Here is a 21,380-nt window from a genome sequence, read left to right as displayed (position 1 = left end):
GTATTTAACAGGAAGCGTTTCCTCTGAGACATTTCCGGGCTTCCTTTATAAGATAATTTTAACACAACCACCTATTAATTATGCAACTATAACTGCTCTTTCTATAATACATTCAAGATTGGTCTGCCCTAAATTTGTAAAATACCGACTTTTAAAAAGGAAAGCTAATCCAGTATTTCTTTCGGGAAAAGGACATTAAAAGTTCAATTATAAAAATAGAATTAATTTAAAAACAGCGTTATGGAAAAGCAAAACAACAACGAATACGGTCAGACAGACCCTGATTTTATCGATCAGAATACGCTGGTTGATGGAAATAACATTCAAAGCGAAAATCCTTTTAAGGCACAAGCTCATACAGAGCCAACACCAGAATTTGGAGAGAGTGATCCTGATTATATAGACCAGAATACACTGGTGGATCCTGATAATTATGCCAGAGAGGAAGATCCGTATCAAAATGAACCGGAATTCATTAAAGAGCTTGAAAACGAGCACACTGAATTTGAAAACACGGAAAACGTTACAGCAGAAAATGTTCCGGGTGAAGAATCCATTACAAATGATGATGACGATGTGATTAACAATGAGGATGAGGAATCAGAAGAGGACAAAGATTAGCAAAACAGAGATAATTTAAAAAAGTAAAAAGCGTACCCAACGGTACGCTTTTTTTGTATTTAAAACAGCCAAGACAATTAAACTAATCCTTATTTTTTCTGTAATTTGTCTTTTTCTAAAACTCTTAGAAATTTTAAAATCCTTACATTTACCCGCTGGCTTACCAAATTACGCTGTACAAATAATAAATGCAGCAGCGTTAAGCCAATTAATTTTAAGCAGTCAAGATGGAAAAACATACTGTATCAGTAGCATCGTTACCCTTAGATGAAAATACAATACCGAATAGTCAGATCAGGAAAGTAGATTTGTTACCGGATCCCGGATCCCGATTAGATGCTATGGAAATGAAGGAAAAACCTCTCGGTGATTCCAGTATTCCGTATAGGGATCTAACGAATGCTGCGACTAAAAAAGAAAGTATTGCACGACTGATTGACAAACTGGATGTTGAAACCAACCTGAGATATCAAAAAACAGTAGAAGACACCTACTGCAATGTTTACTCGTACGACTATTGCTATTTCTCTAAAGTATACCTCCCAACCGTTTGGTGGACGCCGGAATCCCTGGAAAAAGTTTTGCAGGGACAGGAAGTAGAACCTGTTTTTGAACAAACCGTAGATCGCATTTATTCCAGTGCCATACACGATTGGTTCCTGGAATGGGGAGTCAGTTTTGGCTGGGAAAGAATGTTTTCTGTGGATGAAATGCAGACTAAAGTAAATGCTAACGGCGGCATTGGAATTATTTGCGCCAAAAGAAGACAAAGAGGACTTTCCGGACATATTGTTCCTGTTGTTCCTGAAACAGATTTGCATAAGGCTTATCGCGAGAATGGTGTAGTAGTATATCCGCTGCAGTCACAGGCAGGAAAGCTGAATTACAATTACTTTGCGGAAATCAGAAAAGACTGGTGGACAGATGAATTGTATTCGTCTTATGTGTTTTATTATCATGAATAAAAATACAATTGCTGCAATCGTATACACATTCAAAAATAAATATTGATTATCAACAAGTTAACCACTTGCAAATACGATAATAAAAAACTACTTTTGCAACCTAGAAAAAACAGGAATAGCAAAAGTGGTGTTTTGACTCTTCCCTGTCCTAAATTATTGATACAAAAGTGATTAATAACAACAGTAAATTTATAACGTTATTATGAATTTTACTTCTTAATTGCTCTTTCAGTCGATAAAAAGTACAGAATTTCTAAAATATAAATTCCTATATTCTTAAAAGTAAACAAAAACTTTTATAATGGAGGCAACAATATGCTTCATCCGTTATAGGTTTCCTGTCTCTAATTTTAACAGATTGGATTTATATCTCTGAATAAAATGACTTTAAAATTAAAATAACTTAAAAAAGAAAGAACGTATAAATGAAAGACAATCAGACAAAAAAATATTATTGGGGAATAGGATTGGAAAACGAAACCTACATGCAATTTGAAGAATCCCTAATAGTTTCTGGTGAGTTTATACAAGAAAAAATTGGTTTTGAGAAATACAGTATCGACTATAGAAAATGTTACAAACCGGAAAGCTTAACACCTATTTTGAAAAAAGCTTTTGGTCTGAACGAAAACTATAAAGTAAGCCGAATGATGAACAGTCATTCGCTGGAAAAACTGGATATCAATTATCAGCACAAAACATTATCGCCCATAAAACCATTAATCGATACCGAAACTGGTGAGGCGATTGCACAGCCAACTGAAAATCCTGACTATCTGGGAAAATCAATCATGGAACTTTTCCTTGAAGATCAGCCGTACAATATTCAGAGTATGATTACCCAAAGAAACAAAACAATGGGCTCTGTACATTTTGATGGTGATTCTATTGAATTTGTGACCAAATATTTTGAAAACAGAACAATAGCAGATTCTTGCAAAGAACTAAAAGCGACTAAAAAACTATTCCTGGATAAAATCAATGAATCATCTGTGTTAAACGGAAAATTAAGTTTTCCGGATTACAACAACGGACTCAATATGTTCATGACGAATCAGGAAAACCTGGTGTTGTTTAATAACGGAACGTACCATTTTCATATCACTTTACCGTCGTTAACAGAAGACAGCAGAATTGTAGATTACACTGATTTTGAAAAAACACATGCCAATGCCATTTATTTATTGCAATGGTTTGAACCGTTTTTTATAGCCACTCTTGGAAGTCCGGACATTATGGGCGTGATAAGTGATAAATACAGCCTGGATAAAAAGTTTACCCTCGGTTCTATGCGAAATGCCATGTCGCGTTACATTGGTGTGGGAACGTACAACAAAGCAATGCCAAAAGGTAAAATCCTAACGTATAATGTAGATGATTTTAGAAAATTACTGAAATTCGAAAAGGAAGAAAACGTTTGGTGGCGTGATCAGATTGAAGCTGACATGGAATATGAAATGTTATCTGAAGTGGGTCTTGATTTTAATCAGGAAAAAATGTACCAGAGCGGTTTCGAATTCAGAAGTTTTGACGAGTTTCCGGCGGAATACTTAAATGACGTTCTTTTCTCTATTATACTTATTTGTGAGCATTCTTTAAACCTCCCTGATGTTCAGTGGGCACATGACAGCAAAGCCTGGAATAATCTGGTTTTCAAAACCTTAAAAATGGGTTATGCCACTGAAATCAATGAAGAGGAAAAGAAAGAAGTCCTGGATTTACTGCAAGTATTAAATCCATCAGATTCTAATTTCGATACACTAAAAGCAGAGTTTGAAGCTATCGTATTACTAGATGAATTTTTCTTTAAAATTCTGGCTGTTTTACATAACAAATACAAAGACAACAATATTTGCCTGGATGCAATGTACGGACAAAAAACAAGTTCCCCGCCTAAATGGGACAACTTCAATAAATACCAAACCGAAAGACATTTACAGCAAATTGGTTCTTTCTGCGATAATTAAAAATAGTATATTCAAATACAAAATGGGACAAAGAAGTTTTTCTTTGTCCCATTTTTTTATCAGTCAATTAGAGCATTAATCAGGTAGTCACAATTAAAAATTATATCATTTTCCAATTGCCAAATTATCTAATTAATCAAGGTATTATTTTATCGTTTCTTAATTCGGTAAACAATTCAAAAAATGAATCTTTGGTCTCTTTATAAGTTGTAAATCCCCGCTTTCTGCTTCGCGACATATCTGTCAGAACTTCTAAAGGTCTTCCCAAATCAAGATCGGTATGCCAGGCAGATACCAGCTGACCCAAATCTCCTTCTATCAATTGATGTTCTTTTACAATCTCCTTCCAGATAGCATTCTTTTCTTTTAGTACTATTTCAAGAGGTTTTACAGTTCCATTGTATCCTTCATATTCAATTTCAAACCATTGTGCTATTCGTGGCCAGAGCCATTTCCAACGAAAAACGTCACCATTGGTAACATTAAAGGCCTGATTGTGAGCTTCAGGGTTAAGTGCAGCCCAGATAAGCTGATCGGCCAGCACTTTAGCATCCGTAACATCAGATACCCCGTTCCATTGTGCTTCAGAACCCGGCCAGATAAACGGTGTTCCTTCGCGTTTGCAAATACTCGCATACACCGCTAATGTTGTGCCCATATTCATGGCGTTCCCAATGGTTTTGCCAATTAGCGTATGCGGTCGGTGTATGTTCCAGGTAAAGCCATCTCTGGCAGCAGCTTCATACACTGCATCTTCCTGTGCGTAATAAAAATTCGGCAGGTCTAATCGGGGCTGTTCCTCTCTTAACGGCGTTTCCGGTAAAGTTCCGTTTGTAGCATAAGCGTCAAACGGTCCAAGATAATGTTTTAAACCCGTTACCAGTGAAACATGTTTTACTGATTTTTTAGGAGACAGTACGTTCAGCAAATTGCGAATCAGGGCGCTATTGACCCTGATATTTTCCTCTTCCGTATCGTTTCGCATCCAGGTTGTGAAAAAAACATGGGTCGGTGCCACGTCAGGTAAAGCGGCAGTTAACGATTCCGGATGAAGTAAATCAGCAGCAATGGGGCGTAAACCTTTAGTATCATTTTTCGGATTTCGGGAAAGTCCAAAGACAGTCCATCCCTTTTCCAGCAGTTTTGCGGCAAGATTGCTTCCGGCAATTCCGGTTGCTCCTACTACTAAGGCTATATTTCCGGCTGTATCCGGCAGGGTTGATTTTTGAGCATTCATAAGTACTTTATTTTTTTCAAAAGTACTTCCTGAACAGGCTTCGAAACGATGACCTAAAACAAGAAATTCGCTTGATCTAAATCAATTATTGATGACCTAAAACAATATTCTTTTTAAGACGGCTCAGCGTTTCTGGCGAAAGTCCAAGATAGGAAGCCAACAAATTTTGAGGTATGCGTTTGATCAGATCAGGATTGTTGTCTAAAATATGCCTGTATTTTTCTTCTGCAGTATGCGTATGCGAACTTATTAACCTTCTTTCTTTGGTAATCAGGCTATTTTGAAAAAGCAAACGAAAATACCGGTCCATGACGGGAACCTGTACGGTTAAGTTTTCAAAATTTTCGCTGGTAATCAGCAAGACTTCTGAATCTTCCATGGCATCTATGCTGTAAAAGGAGATTCCTCCGCTAAAAAAGCTGCTCATGTCCGACGTCCACCAGCCTTCCGGAGAAAACTGGTTGATATGTTCATTGCCTTTATCATCTGCATGATACGCCTTTAAAAGTCCTTTCGAGACAAATGTCAAATAGCTGCAAACATGTCCTTCCACTACCAGAAATTGTTTTTTCTTTAGTTTTCTGGGTGTAAAAAAAGTCTTTATCAGTTCCTTTTCCGCCTGGGTCAGGCGGACTTTTTCTTCAATATGTCTGAAAATGATATCGTACATTTTTTTGGTGTCTTACTTATGATTGAGGAAGTATAACAAAGGTATGCTATTTATTTTTTAACTTTCACAGACTCAATAACAGAGTAATTGATAATTTAAAAAAGTAGAGAATGGTTTTGGATTTCAAAAATTTCCCGCAACTCAGAACAGCCACCTGATTCCTGAAAATTACAGGATCCCATTTCGTTAGGGCTTGAATTTTTATTGTTTGCCTTCCAATAAATCCTATTGAAAACAGGTTCGTGTAAAACCTGAGATCAGGTATAAATACCCATTTCCTGTTCGTAAAAGAGCTGTATTTTTATCTCCGCTTCCATTATACAACTAAAACTCATACTACTATGCCCTGGACTATTCTTGAAAAACTATGGGAACGTGCTGTACAACCTGTCAGCTCTTCAACTACAGGGGATAACTGGGACGAAGAAATGAAAGCCTTATACCAATTGGGGATTGGCATGGAAGACACTTTACAGTTTTTATACTTTGAAAAACCCGATTTTGAAACCTTTAAAACCTGGATTACTACCCGACAAAAAAACGGAAATAACGAATCAGAAGCTTTTACCGATAAAGTACTCTCGGAGCAGGATCTCGATTTCTGGAATCAAAACGGCTATGTGATTGTAAAAAATGCTATTTCGAAAGAAGATTGCGAAGCTACACAACAGGCGATCTGGGACTACTTAAAAATGGATCCCCACAAAAAGGAAACCTGGTATGTAAGGCATGAAAACCAGAAAGGATTAATGCTTAATTTTTCGGATCATGAAACCTTAAACAGAAACCGCTTTTCTGCAAGAATCAGAAAAGCATACGAACAGCTTTATGGCACCGCCAAAATCTACAAAACGATAGACAAAGTAAGTTTTAATCCGCCGGAAACCAATGATTTTACTTTTTTAGGCAGTCCGCTTCATTGGGATACCAGTTTAAAACAACCCATTCCGTTTGGATTGCAGGGGCTCCTCTACCTCACGGATTGCGGAATTGAAGATGGTGCTTTTCATTGCGTACCGGGCTTTCATAACCAAATCAATAATTGGCTGAAAAACCTTGAACCACATGAATACCCAAGGGAAAAAGCGATTCAGACCTTGAAGCCAAAACCTGTACCTGGTAAGGCCGGCGATTTTATCATCTGGAACAATACATTACCCCATTGTGCCACTGCAAACAAGGGAAAAAGTCCACGGATGGTGCAATATCTTACCTATTTTCCGGAAGATTATAATACTTCGGGGGAATGGCTGTGATTTTTAGCGTATGCTGCTATTTATATTTTGTTTAAATTTGATTAGCAGCTGATAATCTAAAAAGTAGCTGCCAATAGTAATAATCCAAAATAGTACAAGGAATGAAAAAACATTTTGCCATTACCTTCTGGGCGCTTTATCTGCTCTTTTTTGCCATTCCTTTTCCTATGTTTATGTATTATGCGATCAATAGTGAATTTGATATAAGCACCCTAAAAGATAAAAACCCGTATCTGGCTATGGGTTATGTGGTGCTATCCTTACTCCTCTGGCTCATTCTTTTAATTGGTTATTTCCAAAAATGGATTGTACAGATTTTCATCACCAAAAGCACTTTAGAAAAAATAAAAACTAACGGTGTACAGCGCGAAGCAAAAATTATAAGTGCTGTAAAAATTTCAAAGCCAAAATCAAAATTCACTACGTACGAACTGGAATTATCGTTTAAAAACCTGTCCAATACCGAAATTACCCATAAGACCATAATTACAGACAGTAAACCCCACGAGCGACGCTTTGAAGCCGGAAAAAAGCTAAACCTGCTGCTCAACAGGGATATGAAGCGTACTCCGCATTTTATCATTGCCACTACAACAGCAACCGTAAAACTTCCAACTTTGATCTTACGAATACTGGGCTGGACTATTCTCACGATAGCAATAATAGCGTATTACGTTTTCTCGTATCGTTTCGAAAGTTATGGTATGGGCTGGCGTTTTATGTGCATTGGCCATCCGTTGATTATCTGTCCGATGACGCTTTTATTTTACCGTTACCTCGTGCAATTTATCTTTAGAAAAATAACCGGTTTAAATGATGACGCGGCCGTGATTAAATTCAAAGGCATAAGAACCCAGGCCAAATTAATAAGAGTCAGCCAGACCGGAACCTATATTAATGAGCAGCCCATGATGCATTTTGAACTGGAATACACGGATCAGAAACATCACGTTCATAAAAAAAGCCTGAAAAAAGTTATTGGATTTCTGGAACTTGACGTGACCAAAAAAGAGCATATTGACATTTTTTATCTCCCTGAAAATCCGGCACAAATTGCCTTTGCAAAAGATTTAAATAACATTGAATAAAATGAAAAAAATAATTATTCTACTGATTTCCGGTTTGCTGTTGGTAAGCTGCGAACAGGTATCAAAAAGTATCGATGAAACATTCCATACGAAGGATACACTGGTTCATAAAGAAGCAGAAAAACCGAATCCTGAACCGTTGAAAAACACACAGCCTGATGTTCAGCAGATCATAAATACCGTACTCGAAAAACATACTACAGTGCTGCGGCAACACCATCTTCAAGGCAGGGAAATCGATTTTCTAACAGACACCAATGCCTTAAAAAATGCAGAAGCAGCATTGCGAAAATTGCCGCAATATGCCGGGAAGGAAATTTTTATTTATTCCACTTTATATTTTTATAATGACGGTACCATCAACGTGATGCTCCAGCATCCGGAGAATCCAAAATATGTTGATGCCTACGAATTTCGGGACAACAAATGGTCTGAACCCAAACCTGTTCAGTTATCCGTGCATGATGATGTGAAAGGACGTTTGGTTTCTTTAAACAAAACCAGTTTCGTGAATGCAGCGAAACTAACCGATATTTACAATAAAAAAGCGCAGGAAATTGAAGGAGCCCAACCCCTGTCGAGTACTTACCTCACCATCTGGAACAATCAGATAAGATGGTATCCCATAACCATCAATGGAAGCCGTGAGAAATACTCCATACAATTTAATGACGACGGCAGCTTAAAATCGTTTGAGCAGGATTAAAACAGTAAGTTCCGAAATTTCAATTATAATTTTTGTTACAATTTAGAACAAGACTTCCACTACACACTACTACAATCTGTGCTATTTTTGTCAATACGATTTTCAACTTCTTAAGAATCAAAGGAAAATCAACCGATGAACCTATTTCTATTTTAGTTCCCGATGAAAAAAATGCAATATGCCATAGTAGATATCGAAACCACCGGCGGTAATGCCAGTGGCAGCCGGATTACGGAAATTGCCATTATTATTCACGACGGAACCAAGGTAATTGACCGATTTGAAACACTCGTAAATCCACAAAAGGAGATCCCGCTTCCCATTTTTGCCTTAACCGGAATTAACAATGAAATGGTGCAGCATGCCCCGATCTTCGATGATATTGCCGAAAAAGTGCTGGAGATGCTGACCGATCGAATCTTCGTTGCCCATAACGTCAACTTCGATTATTCCTTTGTGCGTCATGAGATCGAAAAAGCAGGCCTAAAGTGGACTGCCCGAAAACTTTGTACCGTTCGTGCTGCCAGAAAGATCAAACCGGGTCTGGGTTCGTACAGCCTGGGTAATCTTTGTAATGCTCTGGATATACCCGTAAAAGACAGACACCGCGCCGGTGGAGATGCAGACGCAACAGTAATCTTATTGGAACGGCTATTGGAATGGGATACTGAAGGCGTCATTTCAAAAATGATTAAGAACACGGCACAGGACCAGCGTTTGCCTCCTAACCTGCCGCCACAGGATTTTGAACAGTTACCGGAAAAACCAGGCGTGTATTACTTCTACAATCAGCTCAAAAAAGTAATTTACGTCGGAAAAGCCATTAACATCAAAAAACGGGTTGGTTCTCATTTCAGCGGTCATAATATCAATCCGCAAAGGCAAAACTTCCTGCGGGACATTCACAGTATTTCCTTTGAGGTCTGCGCCACCGAACTGATGGCACTGCTTTTGGAATGTACCGAAATCAAAAAGCTCTGGCCTGCCTACAACAGGGCCCTAAAACGCTTTGAAGCAAAATATGGCCTTTATCAGTATGAAGCCCGTAACGGCTATCGGTATCTGGCAATAGGAAAAATGGGTAAATTTCAGGACAGCATTGAAGTCTTCAATAGTGAATTTGCTGCCATCAACCTGTTGCGCTCCCTCTCCGAACAATTCGATATTGACTATCGATTCTGTAAATATTCAAAGCCCGAGCTCGGAGAATTTATGCCGGCCAAAGATCTATCGGAGTTACCGGATGCAGCGTCTCACAATTCGAAAATTGAAACTGCAATAGACTTTTTCCGAAACAGCCGATCGACTTTCGCCATTATCGATAAAGGCAGATCTGCTGAGGAACGCAGTTGTATCTGGGTCGAAAAAGGTCATTTTTATGGTATGGGATACATCACTTCAGATGTTGCGATTACAGAACCTTCCCAAATAAAAGATTTCGTTACGCCTTACGTCAGCAATCAATACATCATGCAGCTCATTGACAGTTATGCCAAGAAATATCCGCGTAAAGTTTTTTTTAATAGAAATGGTTGGATTGAGTAGTTGAGACAGGAAACTACTGTATTTCTGTTAATTTATTTTAGGAGGAGACAGAAATCCTATTATCATTCATTTTTTAAATCTATCAAGAATTTCTTTATTGTCTAATATAAACTTTTCATTATTTCTATAAACGGTAATAATTGTTTCTCCCCTTTTCTTCTCCAAAGAATCTCCAATCATAATCTTTGACCAAAATTCTCCAAAAATAGCAACTTTAGTAGTATTCTTTAAATAGATAACTGAGGCGTTATGATTAAATTTTTCAAATTTTTTATCGGCAACTATACCTTGAAACTGCTCTTCTTGAATGTTTTTTAATCCTCCTTCAAATACTTTTTGGTCTGTTTCTATAAAAAAAGACCTGATAAACAGAAAAGCTACAAATAAAATTATTGCAACATTTAAAGCTACTTTTTTATTCGTTTTTAATATTCCACAGTAATTTAACTTCATCTTTAATTAAGTTTTACTTATTTCTATATATCCTCAATAAACTCTTTAAAGCTATTATTTTTAAAAATAGCTGCATCGTTTGACATACCAATAAATGGCATTTCGTAAATATCTCCCGTAATTTTTTCTATTGCAAGAGCAGTATTACCTCCATCAGAACCAAAAATAAAAAACTCTGGTGCATAGTCTTGTACTTTATAATCCTTATTCATATCCATCATATCAGTTAATGCCCATAGTAGAATATAATTTTCATCAGTACTAATATCAGCTCCATTTGTTTCCTTAAAAAAACTTATAAATCCATCAGGCAAAATAAAATCTACTTGTTTCAAAAAGATTTCTATTTCTTCAGAACTAGGCGCTGCATTTTTATCTATATTTTTCATTTTATTTTATTTTTTAATATTTCGCATTAACCCGCTGCACAAATGTCTCTGACTTTGCGCGTTTAAACAAATCCTGTCAAAAAAGCGAAAACCGCCTGCTCCCTGAAGTCTTGATAAACGCTGCGCAAATGTCTCTGACTTTGTGCAATTTAAGAATGTGCAATTTAAAAACAAAACACCATAAAATCTCCAACTTTCATCCAAATATAAATTAAAAACAGATTGCAATTTCAGCTTAAATAATATTTTATAAGACATTGTTTTAAGACTGATTCCAAAAAAGTCGGGAGACTTTTATCAGGTTTATAATTTCTAAGGAACAAAAAAACTGCGCAAAGTCAGAGACATTTGCGCAGCTTTTCATAAGAAGACTTCGGGGAGCGGGTTAACGTTTTTCCTGTAAAATCAATTTCATGATCCGTATGGCTTATGCCTCCTAAATGTTTTTTTGTATAAGTGCTTGTTGCAATGGTTTTAATTTTATCATAAAAGGTAGTGGTTGTTTCTCCCGCAAGGGATGAAGGGGTGCTTAGAACCCTTGTCCAGGTCCCGGTTACCAGCCCTTTTACGTTGGTTAAAACTGTTCTTCCTATTATAAGAGCAGGGATTTATTTTTTATTGGTTCAATCGCCACAAGGCTAAGCATTTTTTTTGGAAGAATGCCAGGAATATTCTTTTTCAGTTGGACTATAAATTTGGCATTCTTCCAAAAAAAACGCAGCTCTCTTTGGGGTTTTTACATATGCTAAAAACATAAAAAACCTCGCCATTGGGCGAGGTTTTACTTTTTTTATTCTCTTTTTGGATTATCGTTGCGGGTGCGAAGTCGGGAGACTTTCGCACAGCGTTTCATGAGAACACTTCGGGGAGCGGGGGCATTTATATCTTTGAGTTCCCCCGCTAGCGCGAGCGTCTCGCTCGTGAACGCAATCAATATCAATTTATGTCAATTTCTAAAATAGTTTGGTCATTATCGCTATAGTTTCTTGCTGAACTATATTTCCAATCTACTGGATCGGTAACAAAACCTGCATCTAGTGGGTTATTATGTATATAGTTTAACTTTTGTTCAAAAACTTTCAAGGACCAAATCTCGATTGGTTTGTTATTTTGTTGCCAAAATTGTCTGAATTTCACATTGCTATTTTTCTTTCCTGCTCGCTCAAACATCCATAACATCCATTCTTTTCTGCTTTCTTGTGGATTGTTTTCTATGGACTTGATCATTTTTCTTGACGTAAATCCTTTAAAGTCTCTAATTAGTCCTGAAGGATCTTTATTTTCTGACCTAAAAATTAAATGGACATGACTTGGCATAATACAATATCCGTAAATTTCCATTCCTTTATTTTTTCGACAATAATCTAAAGATTCAACAATATTTCCAAAATATTCTTCTCTTGTAAATACATCGATCCAATAAACTGTGGCAAAACTGATAAAATAAGCTCCACTATTGTCACCAAATTTATATTTTCTACTCATTACAACATTTTGAAGCCAATGTAAGAAATACTTTTTATTTACAAGCAACGACGTTGCTCTACCAGAGAAAAAGTGTTGCGTCTATTGATTTAATTACACTCACGAGCGAGACGTCCGCGCTAGCAGGGAAAATATAAAATCTCATCACTAACTCTGAACCATTACCTATAATAAAACAGAAACCTCGCCGAATGGCGAGGTTTCTGTTGTGTTTTATTTTGCTTGCGTTCACGAGCGGGACGCTCGCGCCAGCATGGGGAGACGTCCGCGCTAGCAAGGAAAATATAAAATCTCATCACTAACTCTGAACCATTAACTATAATAAAACAGAAACCTCGCCGAATGGCGAGGTTTCTGTTTTATTATGATTGCGTTCACGAGCGGGACGCTCGCGCCAGCCGGTGTAGCACTTTCTACGATTAAACCTTGGTAAAAAAGGCAGCGCAACAATACGGATTAGTAGCCCCAAATCAGAGCTGTACTGAAAGTATATAAAAACACCTCTTTCAGCAGGGACTATAATTACGATTAAAAGCTCAGATTTCCCTGACAAGGTGACCGAAAAAGAGCAAAAAAACCAAAAATCTCCAATAAAGTTCAGATATAGGAGTGACGGAGCGGTGACGGAGGAGTGACGGCAACGTGACGGAGGAATGACGTAACGAAAATTTAATGTCAAACTGGCAGAATTAAGGGTAAAAACAGTAGTGATAGGAATGCTATACTATCTAATTAGTACATCCATTTTATTATTTGAAATATAAGACTTACTGTTTAAAAGATAGCAACGCCTTAAAAAAAAAACAATCTCATGACAATAAAAACCCATCCTGTGACATCTTTTTCTGTTGAACTGCACTAAAGCAGTACTTTTAACAACCCTGCCAAAAACCAAAAAATCAACCACCGGAATGCCTGAAAAAAAATCAATATTGATTGGATGTGACGATACCAGCGTGCTGACTCAGGTACTGAACATCCTGTCTGTAATAGCTGATTTTACTTTTTCTATCGCTGCTGTTTCACGCGCGCTCGATATTTACAGTACTGTGCAATCCTTCCAGCCCGATTTGATTATTTTGTGTTTCAGGAGGAACCAGCCCGTTATAAACGACAGCCATTTCAACTTCAATAAAATTGATACGCCCATTTTGTGCCTGACGCAAAACTATGAATGTGAGTCGACCTGCTGGTCTAAAAACTGTATCATTTTTGCGTATCCCTACAAACATATCAGCAATACTGATTTTCTGATCTACAGAATCAAGTCGATCTTTCAATTAAAAAAAGCAGAAACAAACAGCGATAAAGTAGCTTCCTTTGCGGAGGCTGCCCTGCAAAACAACAACAGCAGCACTACCAGGGAACTGAGTCATTATGTAATGGAACTGGACCAAAAAGTTGAAATCCTGCAAAAGGTCAAAACCCGCATTTCCTACCTTTATCCGAATGTAAATGATGCCATCCGCAGAGAATTAATGTCTATTGTGAATTCGATAAAAACGGTTGCGGATGACACCAAACTCTGGGATGATTTTAAGATTTACTTTGAACAGTCTAATCCCGATTTTTTATTGACGCTTGCCAAAAAACATCCTTCCTTAAGTGCGAAAGACTTAAAATATTGCTGTTATATCAAAATGAATATGAGTAACCATGACATCACCAGTCTTCTGGGAATCAACCAGGACAGTGTGCGGACTCATAAATACCGCCTGAAGAAAAAATTGACGCTTGAAAGAGAGCAGGATATTATTTCGTACTTAAGAACGGTTTCGTAAAGTATCAATACCTCAACTTTATACTAATAAAAATTCGGTTACTTTTCGTAATCGAATTTTTTGTTTACAGCACCTTTATTTAGTCTTCAAAACAGAAAAATTCGGGTATCAATCCCAAAATGTGGGGAAAGTGAAAAAAAAATTACCGCAAAGAACACAAGGACCTCTACTTTTAGCTCTTATAAAACGCAAAGTTCGCAAAACTCTGAATGATTTAGCTTTGCGAACTTTGCGATTTATATGGCCATCCTGGATAAAAATCTTTGCGTTCTTTGCGGTAAAAATAAGTAGTGAGCATTGATCCGTATTCTGTTAGGTACATACGGATAAAATTTTTCTTTTTCACGCAAAAAAAGCCCCTGTCTACATTTTGTCTACAAAAGGCCCACAATTTTACAGGATGTATACGAAAAGTACATTCTCAAAATCGTATCGGGACTGCTTTATACAGTAATTTTACCAGTATAATCTGACTACCAGTTTGTTTGGTCCGTTCAGCCGAAATTTAGAATTACCTAACCATGATACATCAGTCACTTCTATTTACGAATAAATTGCTGGGACAGTTTTTAAAAAACCGTTTTGGACTGGATGAAGAAAAAATCGTCCTGAATTATCTTATTGATACCAACGGCGCTTTTCCGAAAGCCAACCAGAACAAAGTAGTCTTATCCCTGATTAATGTAGAAAAAGAAACCAATCAGCCTTTTTATATCAAAAACAAAAGACTCGAAAACGGCAATTACTCGAGTTTTAACCCGGTAGAAAAATACAATCTGGACATTTTAATCAGCAGTAATTTTGATGATTATACCGAATCCTTAAAATTTCTGGATGCCATTATGTACTTTTTTCAGATCAACAATTATTTAGACGCTTCCTCCTCTTCGAGTATTCCCGATGGGATCACGAGACTGGAATTCGAATATGAAAAAATCTCCTACCACCAGATGCACAGCTTATGGACGGCCATGGGTGCCAAATACCAGCCTTCGATCATTTATAAAATGAAACTAATCAAGGTTCAGGCCAACGAAATGACAGAAATTGTACCGGCGGTTACCCATACCAATAATACGATACTATCATGAGTCAGGGCGATTACATAAAAGCTTTTGATGTTATGGTATACCATACCTTTTTTGATACCGGCAAATGCAACAGCCTGCATTTTATTCCGGACCCTGTGACCGAAACAGTATTCCGGAAATTTGGCGTCAGGATGAATCGTATTTCCAATGGATTTGAACTTTTCCTAAAATCCAATTCCTCTCTGACTGATACTTTACATTATATATCGAAAACCACATCGCTGGACTATTTCGAATTTAATATCGAATCCGATAATCCTTTTTTTGCCCTGTTCACCGCAATGCCCATCAACTTTGCGGGACAGCTTACCTACACCAGCCAGGATCCCAAAAATCAGGACAGCAACGGTGTTGTAGTGTTGAATGAAACCTTGCAACAGGAGCAATCCAATTCGTTTTTAGGGTCACTGCGAATCTCTTTTGAAGATCTAACAAAAACAGCCGATACAAGTCCGTCACATTTTGAAATAAAATTTACAGCCCGGGCAACGCAGTGGCAGTATTATGTGATCAATAAAAATGCCGTTCCACTCAATCATCCGGTCATTAATGAAAAAGGAAAAATGCAGTTTGACGGACCACAACAGGTCGTTGTGCCGACAGGAGAAAAAGCGCTTCTTTTTACCTCCGGCGAAACGGATCTTCCGTTGAGCGAAAAACCAAAATACAAATTCGATTTAATCAGCCAAAAAGAACCCACCGAGTCCGATCAGAAAAATTCAGGCGGCAAAGTACTCCTGAAAGGACTGCCTGTTCCCGATGTTTCCCGAATTGGAATCATCGGCAGCACCGGAACTATTCAAGTTACATCACCCATGTATATCTATTTATAAAAAACTATTTAAAAATGAACCTTAAAAACTAAAAATCAATGAATTTATCTACCATCCAGACTCCTGGTGTTTATATTCAAGAATTAAATGCTTTTCCGAATTCCGTTGTAGCAGTTGCTACGGCAGTACCAGCATTTATTGGATACACACCCCAAGCTTCTTACGAAGGGAAATCGTATACGAATGTTCCGGTAAGAATTACATCGTTTGCTGATTTTCAAGCCTTTTTTTGTTACCCGGATCCACCGCTACCAGCGAGTCCTGCGAAACAATACAGTCCTGAATATTATTTAGTAAAAGAAGACAGTCAACCTAAAAAGGGAGATTATATGCTGATTGCAGGGTCCTTCTACTCCATTGTTCCGGATCCTACAACTGTTTATTATCTGTACAACAGTGTACGCCTTTTTTATGAAAACGGCGGCGGCGACGCTTACATCGTATCTGTTGGTACTTACGGCACCCAGTCTAAAAAACCAATGACTGCGGGTACACCGCTTATCAATCCGAACGTGCAGTTAAACGACCTGACTACGGGTCTTGCCCTTCTAAAAAATGAGCCCGAACCGACCATGTATATTTGTCCGGAGGCCACGCTGCTAAGTGTAGCCGACAATGGTACGCTTATGGAAGCCATGCTGTTGCAATGTACCACGATGCAAACGGCCATGTGTCTGTTTGATATTATTGGTGGCGATGATCCGGATCCGATTTTATATACGCAGGATATTTCTAATTTCAGAATGAATACCGGCTCTGTAGGATTGAATTACGGAATGGCCTATTATCCTTTTATCGGGACGACCATCATGCAGAATCAGGATATTGATTATACGAATTTGTTTGGCGGAGACCTCAAACAATTAGAACCTATCATCAATCCGCCAAGCGCGCCCAATGCTAGTGTGGCTACCATTATTGCCGGCATTCAGAATCCTGCCAGTACGCTAACGGTTACTCAGAACAATAATGCACTTTTAATTGCGAGTCAGACGTACTCCCTGATTATCAAACATGTATTGAGTGATGCCAATATCCTTCCTCCAAGCGGGGCTATGGCCGGGGTGATTACCACAACAGACAATGCAGTTGGACCATGGCAGGCACCTGCCAATACTTCTATTGTAGGAGCGGCTTCATTACCGATTTCAATTTCAGAAAGCCAGCAGGCCAATTTAAATGTGGATGCCGTTTCGGGTAAATCGATCAATGCGATCCGATTGTTTAACGGACTTGGTATTTTGATCTGGGGTGCGAGAACACTCGATGGAAACAGTCAGGACTGGAAATACATTCCGGTAAGAAGAACGATGATCTTCCTGGAGCAATCCTGTAAACTGGCCGCTCAGGCATATGTTTTTCAACCAAATGACAAAAATACCTGGGAAGCGGTTATCGCTATGATCTCGAGTTTTTTAACGTCCATCTGGAAACAGGGCGGTTTGCAGGGTGCCAGTGCCTCTGATGCTTTTTCTGTAGCCTGTGGTCTGGGTTCTACCATGACCGGAGATGATATCCTGAACGGCTTTATGAATGTTACCGTAAAAGTAGCAGTAGTACATCCGGCGGAATTCATTGTGCTGACCTTTCAACAACAAATGGTAGCGTCCAGTTAAGCAGCAATCAATTCAATTTAAGTAAATTTTTAATTTAAAAATAAAATATTATGCCAACAGATGATGGAAGCGTACAAGGCGCAACGTGGCCGATGCCTAAGTTTAGGTTTGAAGTAGATCTTGGAACCGAACTGACAAAAGTAGCTTTTCAGGAAGTTACGGGAATGGATGTCGAAAATCAGATTATAGAATATCGTAAAAGTAACAGTCCGCTTTTTTCTGTCGAGAAAATGCCCGGCATTACCAAATACGGCAATATTACCATGAAACGCGGCATCTTCGTAAACGATAATACGTTTTGGGACTGGCACCAGCAGGTCGTAATGAATACGATCAAAAGAAGAACAGTACTGATCAAATTATTAGACGAAAAAGGAAATGTAACCATGCAATGGACACTCAATAATGCCTGGCCGACTAAAATTACCAGTACAGATCTGAAATCTGACGGAAATGAGGTTGCCGTAGACACTATAGAAATTGCACACGAACAGCTCATCATTAAAAACGGTGGCAAATAGTGATTATCCGGTTAGCTTTTATTTTACACTTTCCTTTTCGGGTGTAGATGCAGCTTTCAAGGAAGTATCCGGTATTTCTAAAGAATTAAGTATAGAAGAAATTGTTTGCGGAGGCGAAAACAGGTTTAAATACCGCCTCCCAACGGTTTCTAACAGTCAGAACTTAATCCTGAAAAGAGCCATTGTTCCCGTCGGTTCCCAATTGGTAAATTGGTGCGCCAGCTGTATTGACCAGGGATTATCGAATCCGATCCAGCCCCATAATGTGATACTCAGCCTGCTCAATGCAAGCGGTATTGTCTGTATGCAATGGACGTTCAATAATGCCTATCCGGTTAAATATGCCGTTTCTGACCTCAACTCTCAGGAAAGCGGAATTGCCATTGAATCTATTGAACTGGCCTATACCTATTTCAATATTTCATCCAAAACAACTTTTGAAAATCTTTTTAACTGATACGTATGCCAATCGAAATAAGGGAACTCATTATCAAAACAGAGATTGTAAGCAGCAACGCGAAGCACTCTTCTGTGGCCAAAGAAAAAGAATTATCGCTTTTTAAGAAACAAGTACTGGAAGAATGCAAAAGATTAATTGCCGAGAAAAATCAGGTGAACAGCTATAAACGTTAAAGAACAGACAAATGGCAGGTTTAGAATTAATGAAAATCACGGGATATACGGACGAAGAATTTCAAAACAAATTCGCCGGGAATCCGTATGCCTTTATGATAAATCCGGAGTCGATCAAGGTACAAAAAAGCATTGAATACAACGAACAGCAGGCTCCCGCTACAAGCTCTGCTTCGCAAAAATATAAAAGTACCCCAAGTGATAAGTTAAGTTTTGAAATTGTGATTGACTGTACCGGTGTTGTAGACAGCAAACGTATTGATATGGCGAAAGAAATAACGGCTTTGGAAACCATTATTTACACGTACAACGGTAAAATACACCGTCCCAATTTTGTAAAAGTGCAATGGGGACAGAATATTACGTTTAATGGCGTGCTGGAATCCATTGATATTTCCTATACGCTGTTCAAACCCGATGGAAGTCCGCTGAGAGCCAAAATATCGTTGTCCTTCAGCCAGTATGTTTCTCCCAAAACAGTTACGATGACCGATGCGCCCGAGTCTCCGGACTTAACGCATATTGTTACGGTATCCGAAGGAATGTCTTTACCGCAATTGTGTTTACAAACCTGGAATGACGATTCGCTTTACATACAAGTGGCCCAATACAACAAACTCAATAAATTCAGGAACCTGAATGGGATTGATAAACTCATATTTCCTCCTGTAAATCCTTCCAACTCATGAGTACTTCAAGCGAAATAAAAACCGGCGGAATCGCAACCTTCTCTATTCAGGTCAATGGCAGTACCATACCGGACGAACTGAGCGTGCTTTCTGTTCATATCGAAAAGAGCGTCAACCGAATTGCCAGTGCTAAAATTGTAATTTTAGACGGAGAAGCCAGTACGGGGGAATTTGAGGCGAGCTCTTCGGCAACTTTTGTTCCGGGTGCTGAAATTAGTATTCTGGCGGGTTATGATGAAACGAATACCGTAATTTTTACCGGCTTAATCATGAGCCAGTCCATTCGCATTGACAGTCTGGTAGGATCGGCTTTGGAAATTGAATGCCGTGATGCGGCCGTCAAAATGATTGTAGGGAGAAAAAGCCTGACGTATTCCAATCAGAAAGACAGCGATATTATTTCGTCTATTATAGGAACCTATTCCGGATTAAGTGCCAATGTTACGGCAACCACCACCACCTGGCCGGAACAGGTACAATATTACGTAACGGACTGGGACTATATCCTTGCACTTGCAGAAACCAACGGCTTAATTGTAACGACCCTAAACGGTAAAGTTTCCGTCACGGCGCCCGATAGTGAGACCTCTTCGGTATTGACCGTTACATATGGAGACAATTTGCTTGAATTTAATGCCAAACTAAATGCGACGAATCAATTAGGGAATGTAACGTCTAACACCTGGGATTATAAAAATCAGGCCGTCATCAATAGTGAAGCAACGCCCAATGTAAGCGGATCCGGAAATTTAAGCTCCAAGAAATTATCTGAAGTGATCGGCCTTTCTGCTTTTCAGCTGCAGACATCGGCACCTTTGGAAACGGCAGATTTAAATACCTGGTCGAAAGCTCAAATCATTAAAAGTGAATATTCCAAAATAACGGGTGAAGCCAAATTTCAGGGAACCAACCTGATTGATCCCGGAAAATACATGACCTTCAGTGGTGTCGGGGATCGTTTTAACGGCGATTACCTCATCGCGGGCGTTGTGCATGATCTCTCACAGGGAAACTGGATTTCTGAAGTCTATCTGGGCATTTCGCCCCTTTGGTTTACCGAAAAACCCGATGTGATGTCTCCCCCTGCCTCCGGACTTATTCCGGGCGCGAGGGGTTTGTTCAACGGAACCGTAAAACAAATGTATGAAGATCCCGATTCGCAATTCCGGATTCTGGTCAATGTACCTTTGTTTGATGCCAATGGTGCGGGAATCTGGGCCAGACTGTCCAATTTTTATTCGACCAGTGGTGCCGGAGCCTTCTTTTTGCCTGAAGTCGGAGACGAGGTTATTCTTGGTTTCTTAAACGAAGATCCGCGCTATCCTGTCATTCTGGGCAGTTTATACAGCGGTACGAAAATAAAACCGTTTACGGGTCTGGAACCCAATGAAAAAAATTCGGTAAAAGCGATTGTTTCCAAATCAGGGATCTCGGTGCAATTTGATGATGAGAATATCGTCTGGACCATTGCCACGCCTAATAAAAATACGATCATCGTCAGCGATAAAGAAAAGAAAATCACCATTAGCGATCAAAATCAAAACACGATTGTCATGTCGGAAAGCGGCATTGACCTGTCCAGTCAGAAAAACATAAGTATTTCGGCACAGGAAAATGTCAGTATCAAAGGCATGCAGGGTGTTACCATCGAATCCAGTGGCGGCGATGTCGCCACCAAAGGATTGAATATTAAAGATAATGCCGACATGCAATATTCCGCTCAGGGCGGACAAATGGCACAGGTTTCGGGCGGAATGGAATTAACGCTGAAAGGCGCAATGGTGATGATTAACTAGGTTCTGAGGTTCTGAGGGACAAAGGTGCAGAGATGCAA

The 21,380-nt window shown here is 38.8% G+C and carries 21 protein-coding genes; 16 read left to right on the top strand and 5 right to left on the bottom strand.

Features of this window, described 5'->3' with window-relative positions:
* Positions 1 to 240: 240 nt before the first annotated feature.
* From EV142_RS07520 to EV142_RS07510, 3 genes are all read left to right on the top strand, one after another.
* Positions 241 to 621, top strand: a complete 381-nt coding sequence (locus EV142_RS07520; RefSeq protein WP_132034078.1) for a hypothetical protein — start codon at positions 241 to 243, stop codon at positions 619 to 621.
* A 227-nt stretch (positions 622 to 848) separates the two neighbouring features.
* Complete coding sequence (locus EV142_RS07515) at positions 849 to 1,586, top strand: hypothetical protein (RefSeq protein ID WP_132034076.1); 738 nt, start codon at positions 849 to 851, stop codon at positions 1,584 to 1,586.
* A gap of 425 nt (positions 1,587 to 2,011) precedes the next feature.
* Positions 2,012 to 3,553, top strand: a complete 1,542-nt coding sequence (locus EV142_RS07510; protein ID WP_132034074.1) for a hypothetical protein — start codon at positions 2,012 to 2,014, stop codon at positions 3,551 to 3,553.
* Positions 3,554 to 3,689: 136 nt separating this feature from the next.
* On the opposite strand, the gene EV142_RS07505 is transcribed toward EV142_RS07510, so the two are convergent.
* Positions 3,690 to 4,790 (bottom strand): SDR family oxidoreductase, encoded by a 1,101-nt coding sequence (locus tag EV142_RS07505; protein WP_132034072.1) that lies wholly within the window; start codon positions 4,788 to 4,790, stop codon positions 3,690 to 3,692.
* A gap of 85 nt (positions 4,791 to 4,875) precedes the next feature.
* Complete coding sequence (locus tag EV142_RS07500) at positions 4,876 to 5,460, bottom strand: Crp/Fnr family transcriptional regulator (RefSeq protein WP_132034070.1); 585 nt, start codon at positions 5,458 to 5,460, stop codon at positions 4,876 to 4,878.
* Between the two features lie 341 nt (positions 5,461 to 5,801).
* Here EV142_RS07500 and EV142_RS07495 point away from each other — a divergent pair, with 341 nt between their 5' ends.
* The 4 genes from EV142_RS07495 (at position 5,802) to EV142_RS07480 (ending at position 10,055) form a co-directional block, all read left to right on the top strand.
* Positions 5,802 to 6,716 carry a phytanoyl-CoA dioxygenase family protein gene (locus tag EV142_RS07495; protein ID WP_132034068.1) on the top strand — a complete coding sequence of 305 codons (915 nt, stop codon included), beginning with the start codon at positions 5,802 to 5,804 and terminating at the stop codon, positions 6,714 to 6,716.
* A gap of 101 nt (positions 6,717 to 6,817) precedes the next feature.
* Positions 6,818 to 7,804 carry a hypothetical protein gene (locus tag EV142_RS07490; protein ID WP_132034066.1) on the top strand — a complete coding sequence of 329 codons (987 nt, stop codon included), beginning with the start codon at positions 6,818 to 6,820 and terminating at the stop codon, positions 7,802 to 7,804.
* A gap of 1 nt (position 7,805) precedes the next feature.
* On the top strand, positions 7,806 to 8,510 hold the full coding sequence (locus tag EV142_RS07485; protein ID WP_132034064.1) for a hypothetical protein: 705 nt from the start codon (positions 7,806 to 7,808) through the stop codon (positions 8,508 to 8,510).
* A 162-nt stretch (positions 8,511 to 8,672) separates the two neighbouring features.
* A complete protein-coding gene (locus EV142_RS07480) occupies positions 8,673 to 10,055 on the top strand; it encodes an exonuclease domain-containing protein (protein ID WP_132034062.1) in 1,383 nt (460 codons plus the stop codon).
* Positions 10,056 to 10,121: 66 nt separating this feature from the next.
* Here the strand turns inward: EV142_RS07480 and EV142_RS07475 are convergent, their stop codons facing one another.
* The 3 genes from EV142_RS07475 to EV142_RS07465 all read right to left on the bottom strand — a co-directional run bounded on the left by EV142_RS07475 (position 10,122) and on the right by EV142_RS07465 (position 12,382).
* Positions 10,122 to 10,508 (bottom strand): hypothetical protein, encoded by a 387-nt coding sequence (locus tag EV142_RS07475; protein WP_132034060.1) that lies wholly within the window; start codon positions 10,506 to 10,508, stop codon positions 10,122 to 10,124.
* Between the two features lie 23 nt (positions 10,509 to 10,531).
* Positions 10,532 to 10,897: an SMI1/KNR4 family protein gene (locus EV142_RS07470; RefSeq protein ID WP_132034058.1), complete on the bottom strand. Its 366-nt coding sequence runs from the start codon at positions 10,895 to 10,897 to the stop codon at positions 10,532 to 10,534.
* Positions 10,898 to 11,833: 936 nt separating this feature from the next.
* Positions 11,834 to 12,382, bottom strand: coding sequence for an REP-associated tyrosine transposase (locus EV142_RS07465; protein WP_132034056.1), 549 nt, complete (start codon positions 12,380 to 12,382; stop codon positions 11,834 to 11,836).
* Between the two features lie 911 nt (positions 12,383 to 13,293).
* Between EV142_RS07465 and EV142_RS07460 the strand changes: the two genes are divergently transcribed.
* The 9 genes from EV142_RS07460 to vgrG all read left to right on the top strand — a co-directional run bounded on the left by EV142_RS07460 (position 13,294) and on the right by vgrG (position 21,342).
* On the top strand, positions 13,294 to 14,163 hold the full coding sequence (locus tag EV142_RS07460; protein WP_132034054.1) for a helix-turn-helix transcriptional regulator: 870 nt from the start codon (positions 13,294 to 13,296) through the stop codon (positions 14,161 to 14,163).
* A gap of 521 nt (positions 14,164 to 14,684) precedes the next feature.
* Positions 14,685 to 15,254 carry a DUF4255 domain-containing protein gene (locus EV142_RS07455; protein ID WP_132034052.1) on the top strand — a complete coding sequence of 190 codons (570 nt, stop codon included), beginning with the start codon at positions 14,685 to 14,687 and terminating at the stop codon, positions 15,252 to 15,254.
* On the top strand, positions 15,251 to 16,087 hold the full coding sequence (locus EV142_RS07450; protein ID WP_132034050.1) for a hypothetical protein: 837 nt from the start codon (positions 15,251 to 15,253) through the stop codon (positions 16,085 to 16,087). Before EV142_RS07455 ends, EV142_RS07450 begins: the two co-directional genes overlap by 4 nt.
* Before the next feature lie 38 nt (positions 16,088 to 16,125).
* Positions 16,126 to 17,703, top strand: a complete 1,578-nt coding sequence (locus EV142_RS07445) for a phage tail sheath family protein (protein WP_132034048.1) — start codon at positions 16,126 to 16,128, stop codon at positions 17,701 to 17,703.
* A gap of 50 nt (positions 17,704 to 17,753) precedes the next feature.
* Positions 17,754 to 18,224, top strand: a complete 471-nt coding sequence (locus tag EV142_RS07440) for a phage tail protein (RefSeq protein WP_127340819.1) — start codon at positions 17,754 to 17,756, stop codon at positions 18,222 to 18,224.
* Positions 18,214 to 18,681 (top strand): phage tail protein, encoded by a 468-nt coding sequence (locus tag EV142_RS07435; protein ID WP_132034046.1) that lies wholly within the window; start codon positions 18,214 to 18,216, stop codon positions 18,679 to 18,681. The genes EV142_RS07440 and EV142_RS07435 overlap by 11 nt, the downstream gene beginning before the upstream one ends.
* A 5-nt stretch (positions 18,682 to 18,686) precedes the next feature.
* Positions 18,687 to 18,857 carry a DUF5908 family protein gene (locus EV142_RS24015; protein WP_158286306.1) on the top strand — a complete coding sequence of 57 codons (171 nt, stop codon included), beginning with the start codon at positions 18,687 to 18,689 and terminating at the stop codon, positions 18,855 to 18,857.
* A gap of 11 nt (positions 18,858 to 18,868) precedes the next feature.
* A complete protein-coding gene (locus EV142_RS07430) occupies positions 18,869 to 19,546 on the top strand; it encodes a CIS tube protein (RefSeq protein ID WP_132034044.1) in 678 nt (225 codons plus the stop codon).
* Complete coding sequence (gene vgrG / locus EV142_RS07425; RefSeq protein ID WP_132034042.1) at positions 19,543 to 21,342, top strand: type VI secretion system tip protein VgrG; 1,800 nt, start codon at positions 19,543 to 19,545, stop codon at positions 21,340 to 21,342. The genes EV142_RS07430 and vgrG overlap by 4 nt, the downstream gene beginning before the upstream one ends.
* The last annotated feature ends 38 nt before the right edge of the window (positions 21,343 to 21,380 follow it).

This window comes from Flavobacterium circumlabens, from assembly GCF_004345565.1.
Classification (GTDB): Bacteria; Bacteroidota; Bacteroidia; order Flavobacteriales; family Flavobacteriaceae; genus Flavobacterium; species Flavobacterium circumlabens.
This window is presented reverse-complemented; position numbering and strand designations above follow the sequence as displayed.

Bases quoted from the DNA above. Each gene is read 5' to 3' on its own strand.
- EV142_RS07520 (WP_132034078.1), top strand. From the start codon at position 241: ATGGAAAAGCAAAACAACAACGAATACGGTCAGACAGACCCTGATTTT.
- EV142_RS07515 (WP_132034076.1), top strand. From the start codon at position 849: ATGGAAAAACATACTGTATCAGTAGCATCGTTACCCTTAGATGAAAAT.
- EV142_RS07510 (WP_132034074.1), top strand. From the start codon at position 2,012: ATGAAAGACAATCAGACAAAAAAATATTATTGGGGAATAGGATTGGAA.
- EV142_RS07505 (WP_132034072.1), bottom strand. From the start codon at position 4,790: ATGAATGCTCAAAAATCAACCCTGCCGGATACAGCCGGAAATATAGCC.
- EV142_RS07500 (WP_132034070.1), bottom strand. From the start codon at position 5,460: ATGTACGATATCATTTTCAGACATATTGAAGAAAAAGTCCGCCTGACC.
- EV142_RS07495 (WP_132034068.1), top strand. From the start codon at position 5,802: ATGCCCTGGACTATTCTTGAAAAACTATGGGAACGTGCTGTACAACCT.
- EV142_RS07490 (WP_132034066.1), top strand. From the start codon at position 6,818: ATGAAAAAACATTTTGCCATTACCTTCTGGGCGCTTTATCTGCTCTTT.
- EV142_RS07485 (WP_132034064.1), top strand. From the start codon at position 7,806: ATGAAAAAAATAATTATTCTACTGATTTCCGGTTTGCTGTTGGTAAGC.
- EV142_RS07480 (WP_132034062.1), top strand. From the start codon at position 8,673: ATGAAAAAAATGCAATATGCCATAGTAGATATCGAAACCACCGGCGGT.
- EV142_RS07475 (WP_132034060.1), bottom strand. From the start codon at position 10,508: ATGAAGTTAAATTACTGTGGAATATTAAAAACGAATAAAAAAGTAGCT.
- EV142_RS07470 (WP_132034058.1), bottom strand. From the start codon at position 10,897: ATGAAAAATATAGATAAAAATGCAGCGCCTAGTTCTGAAGAAATAGAA.
- EV142_RS07465 (WP_132034056.1), bottom strand. From the start codon at position 12,382: ATGAGTAGAAAATATAAATTTGGTGACAATAGTGGAGCTTATTTTATC.
- EV142_RS07460 (WP_132034054.1), top strand. From the start codon at position 13,294: ATGCCTGAAAAAAAATCAATATTGATTGGATGTGACGATACCAGCGTG.
- EV142_RS07455 (WP_132034052.1), top strand. From the start codon at position 14,685: ATGATACATCAGTCACTTCTATTTACGAATAAATTGCTGGGACAGTTT.
- EV142_RS07450 (WP_132034050.1), top strand. From the start codon at position 15,251: ATGAGTCAGGGCGATTACATAAAAGCTTTTGATGTTATGGTATACCAT.
- EV142_RS07445 (WP_132034048.1), top strand. From the start codon at position 16,126: ATGAATTTATCTACCATCCAGACTCCTGGTGTTTATATTCAAGAATTA.
- EV142_RS07440 (WP_127340819.1), top strand. From the start codon at position 17,754: ATGCCAACAGATGATGGAAGCGTACAAGGCGCAACGTGGCCGATGCCT.
- EV142_RS24015 (WP_158286306.1), top strand. From the start codon at position 18,687: ATGCCAATCGAAATAAGGGAACTCATTATCAAAACAGAGATTGTAAGC.
- EV142_RS07430 (WP_132034044.1), top strand. From the start codon at position 18,869: ATGGCAGGTTTAGAATTAATGAAAATCACGGGATATACGGACGAAGAA.
- vgrG (WP_132034042.1), top strand. From the start codon at position 19,543: ATGAGTACTTCAAGCGAAATAAAAACCGGCGGAATCGCAACCTTCTCT.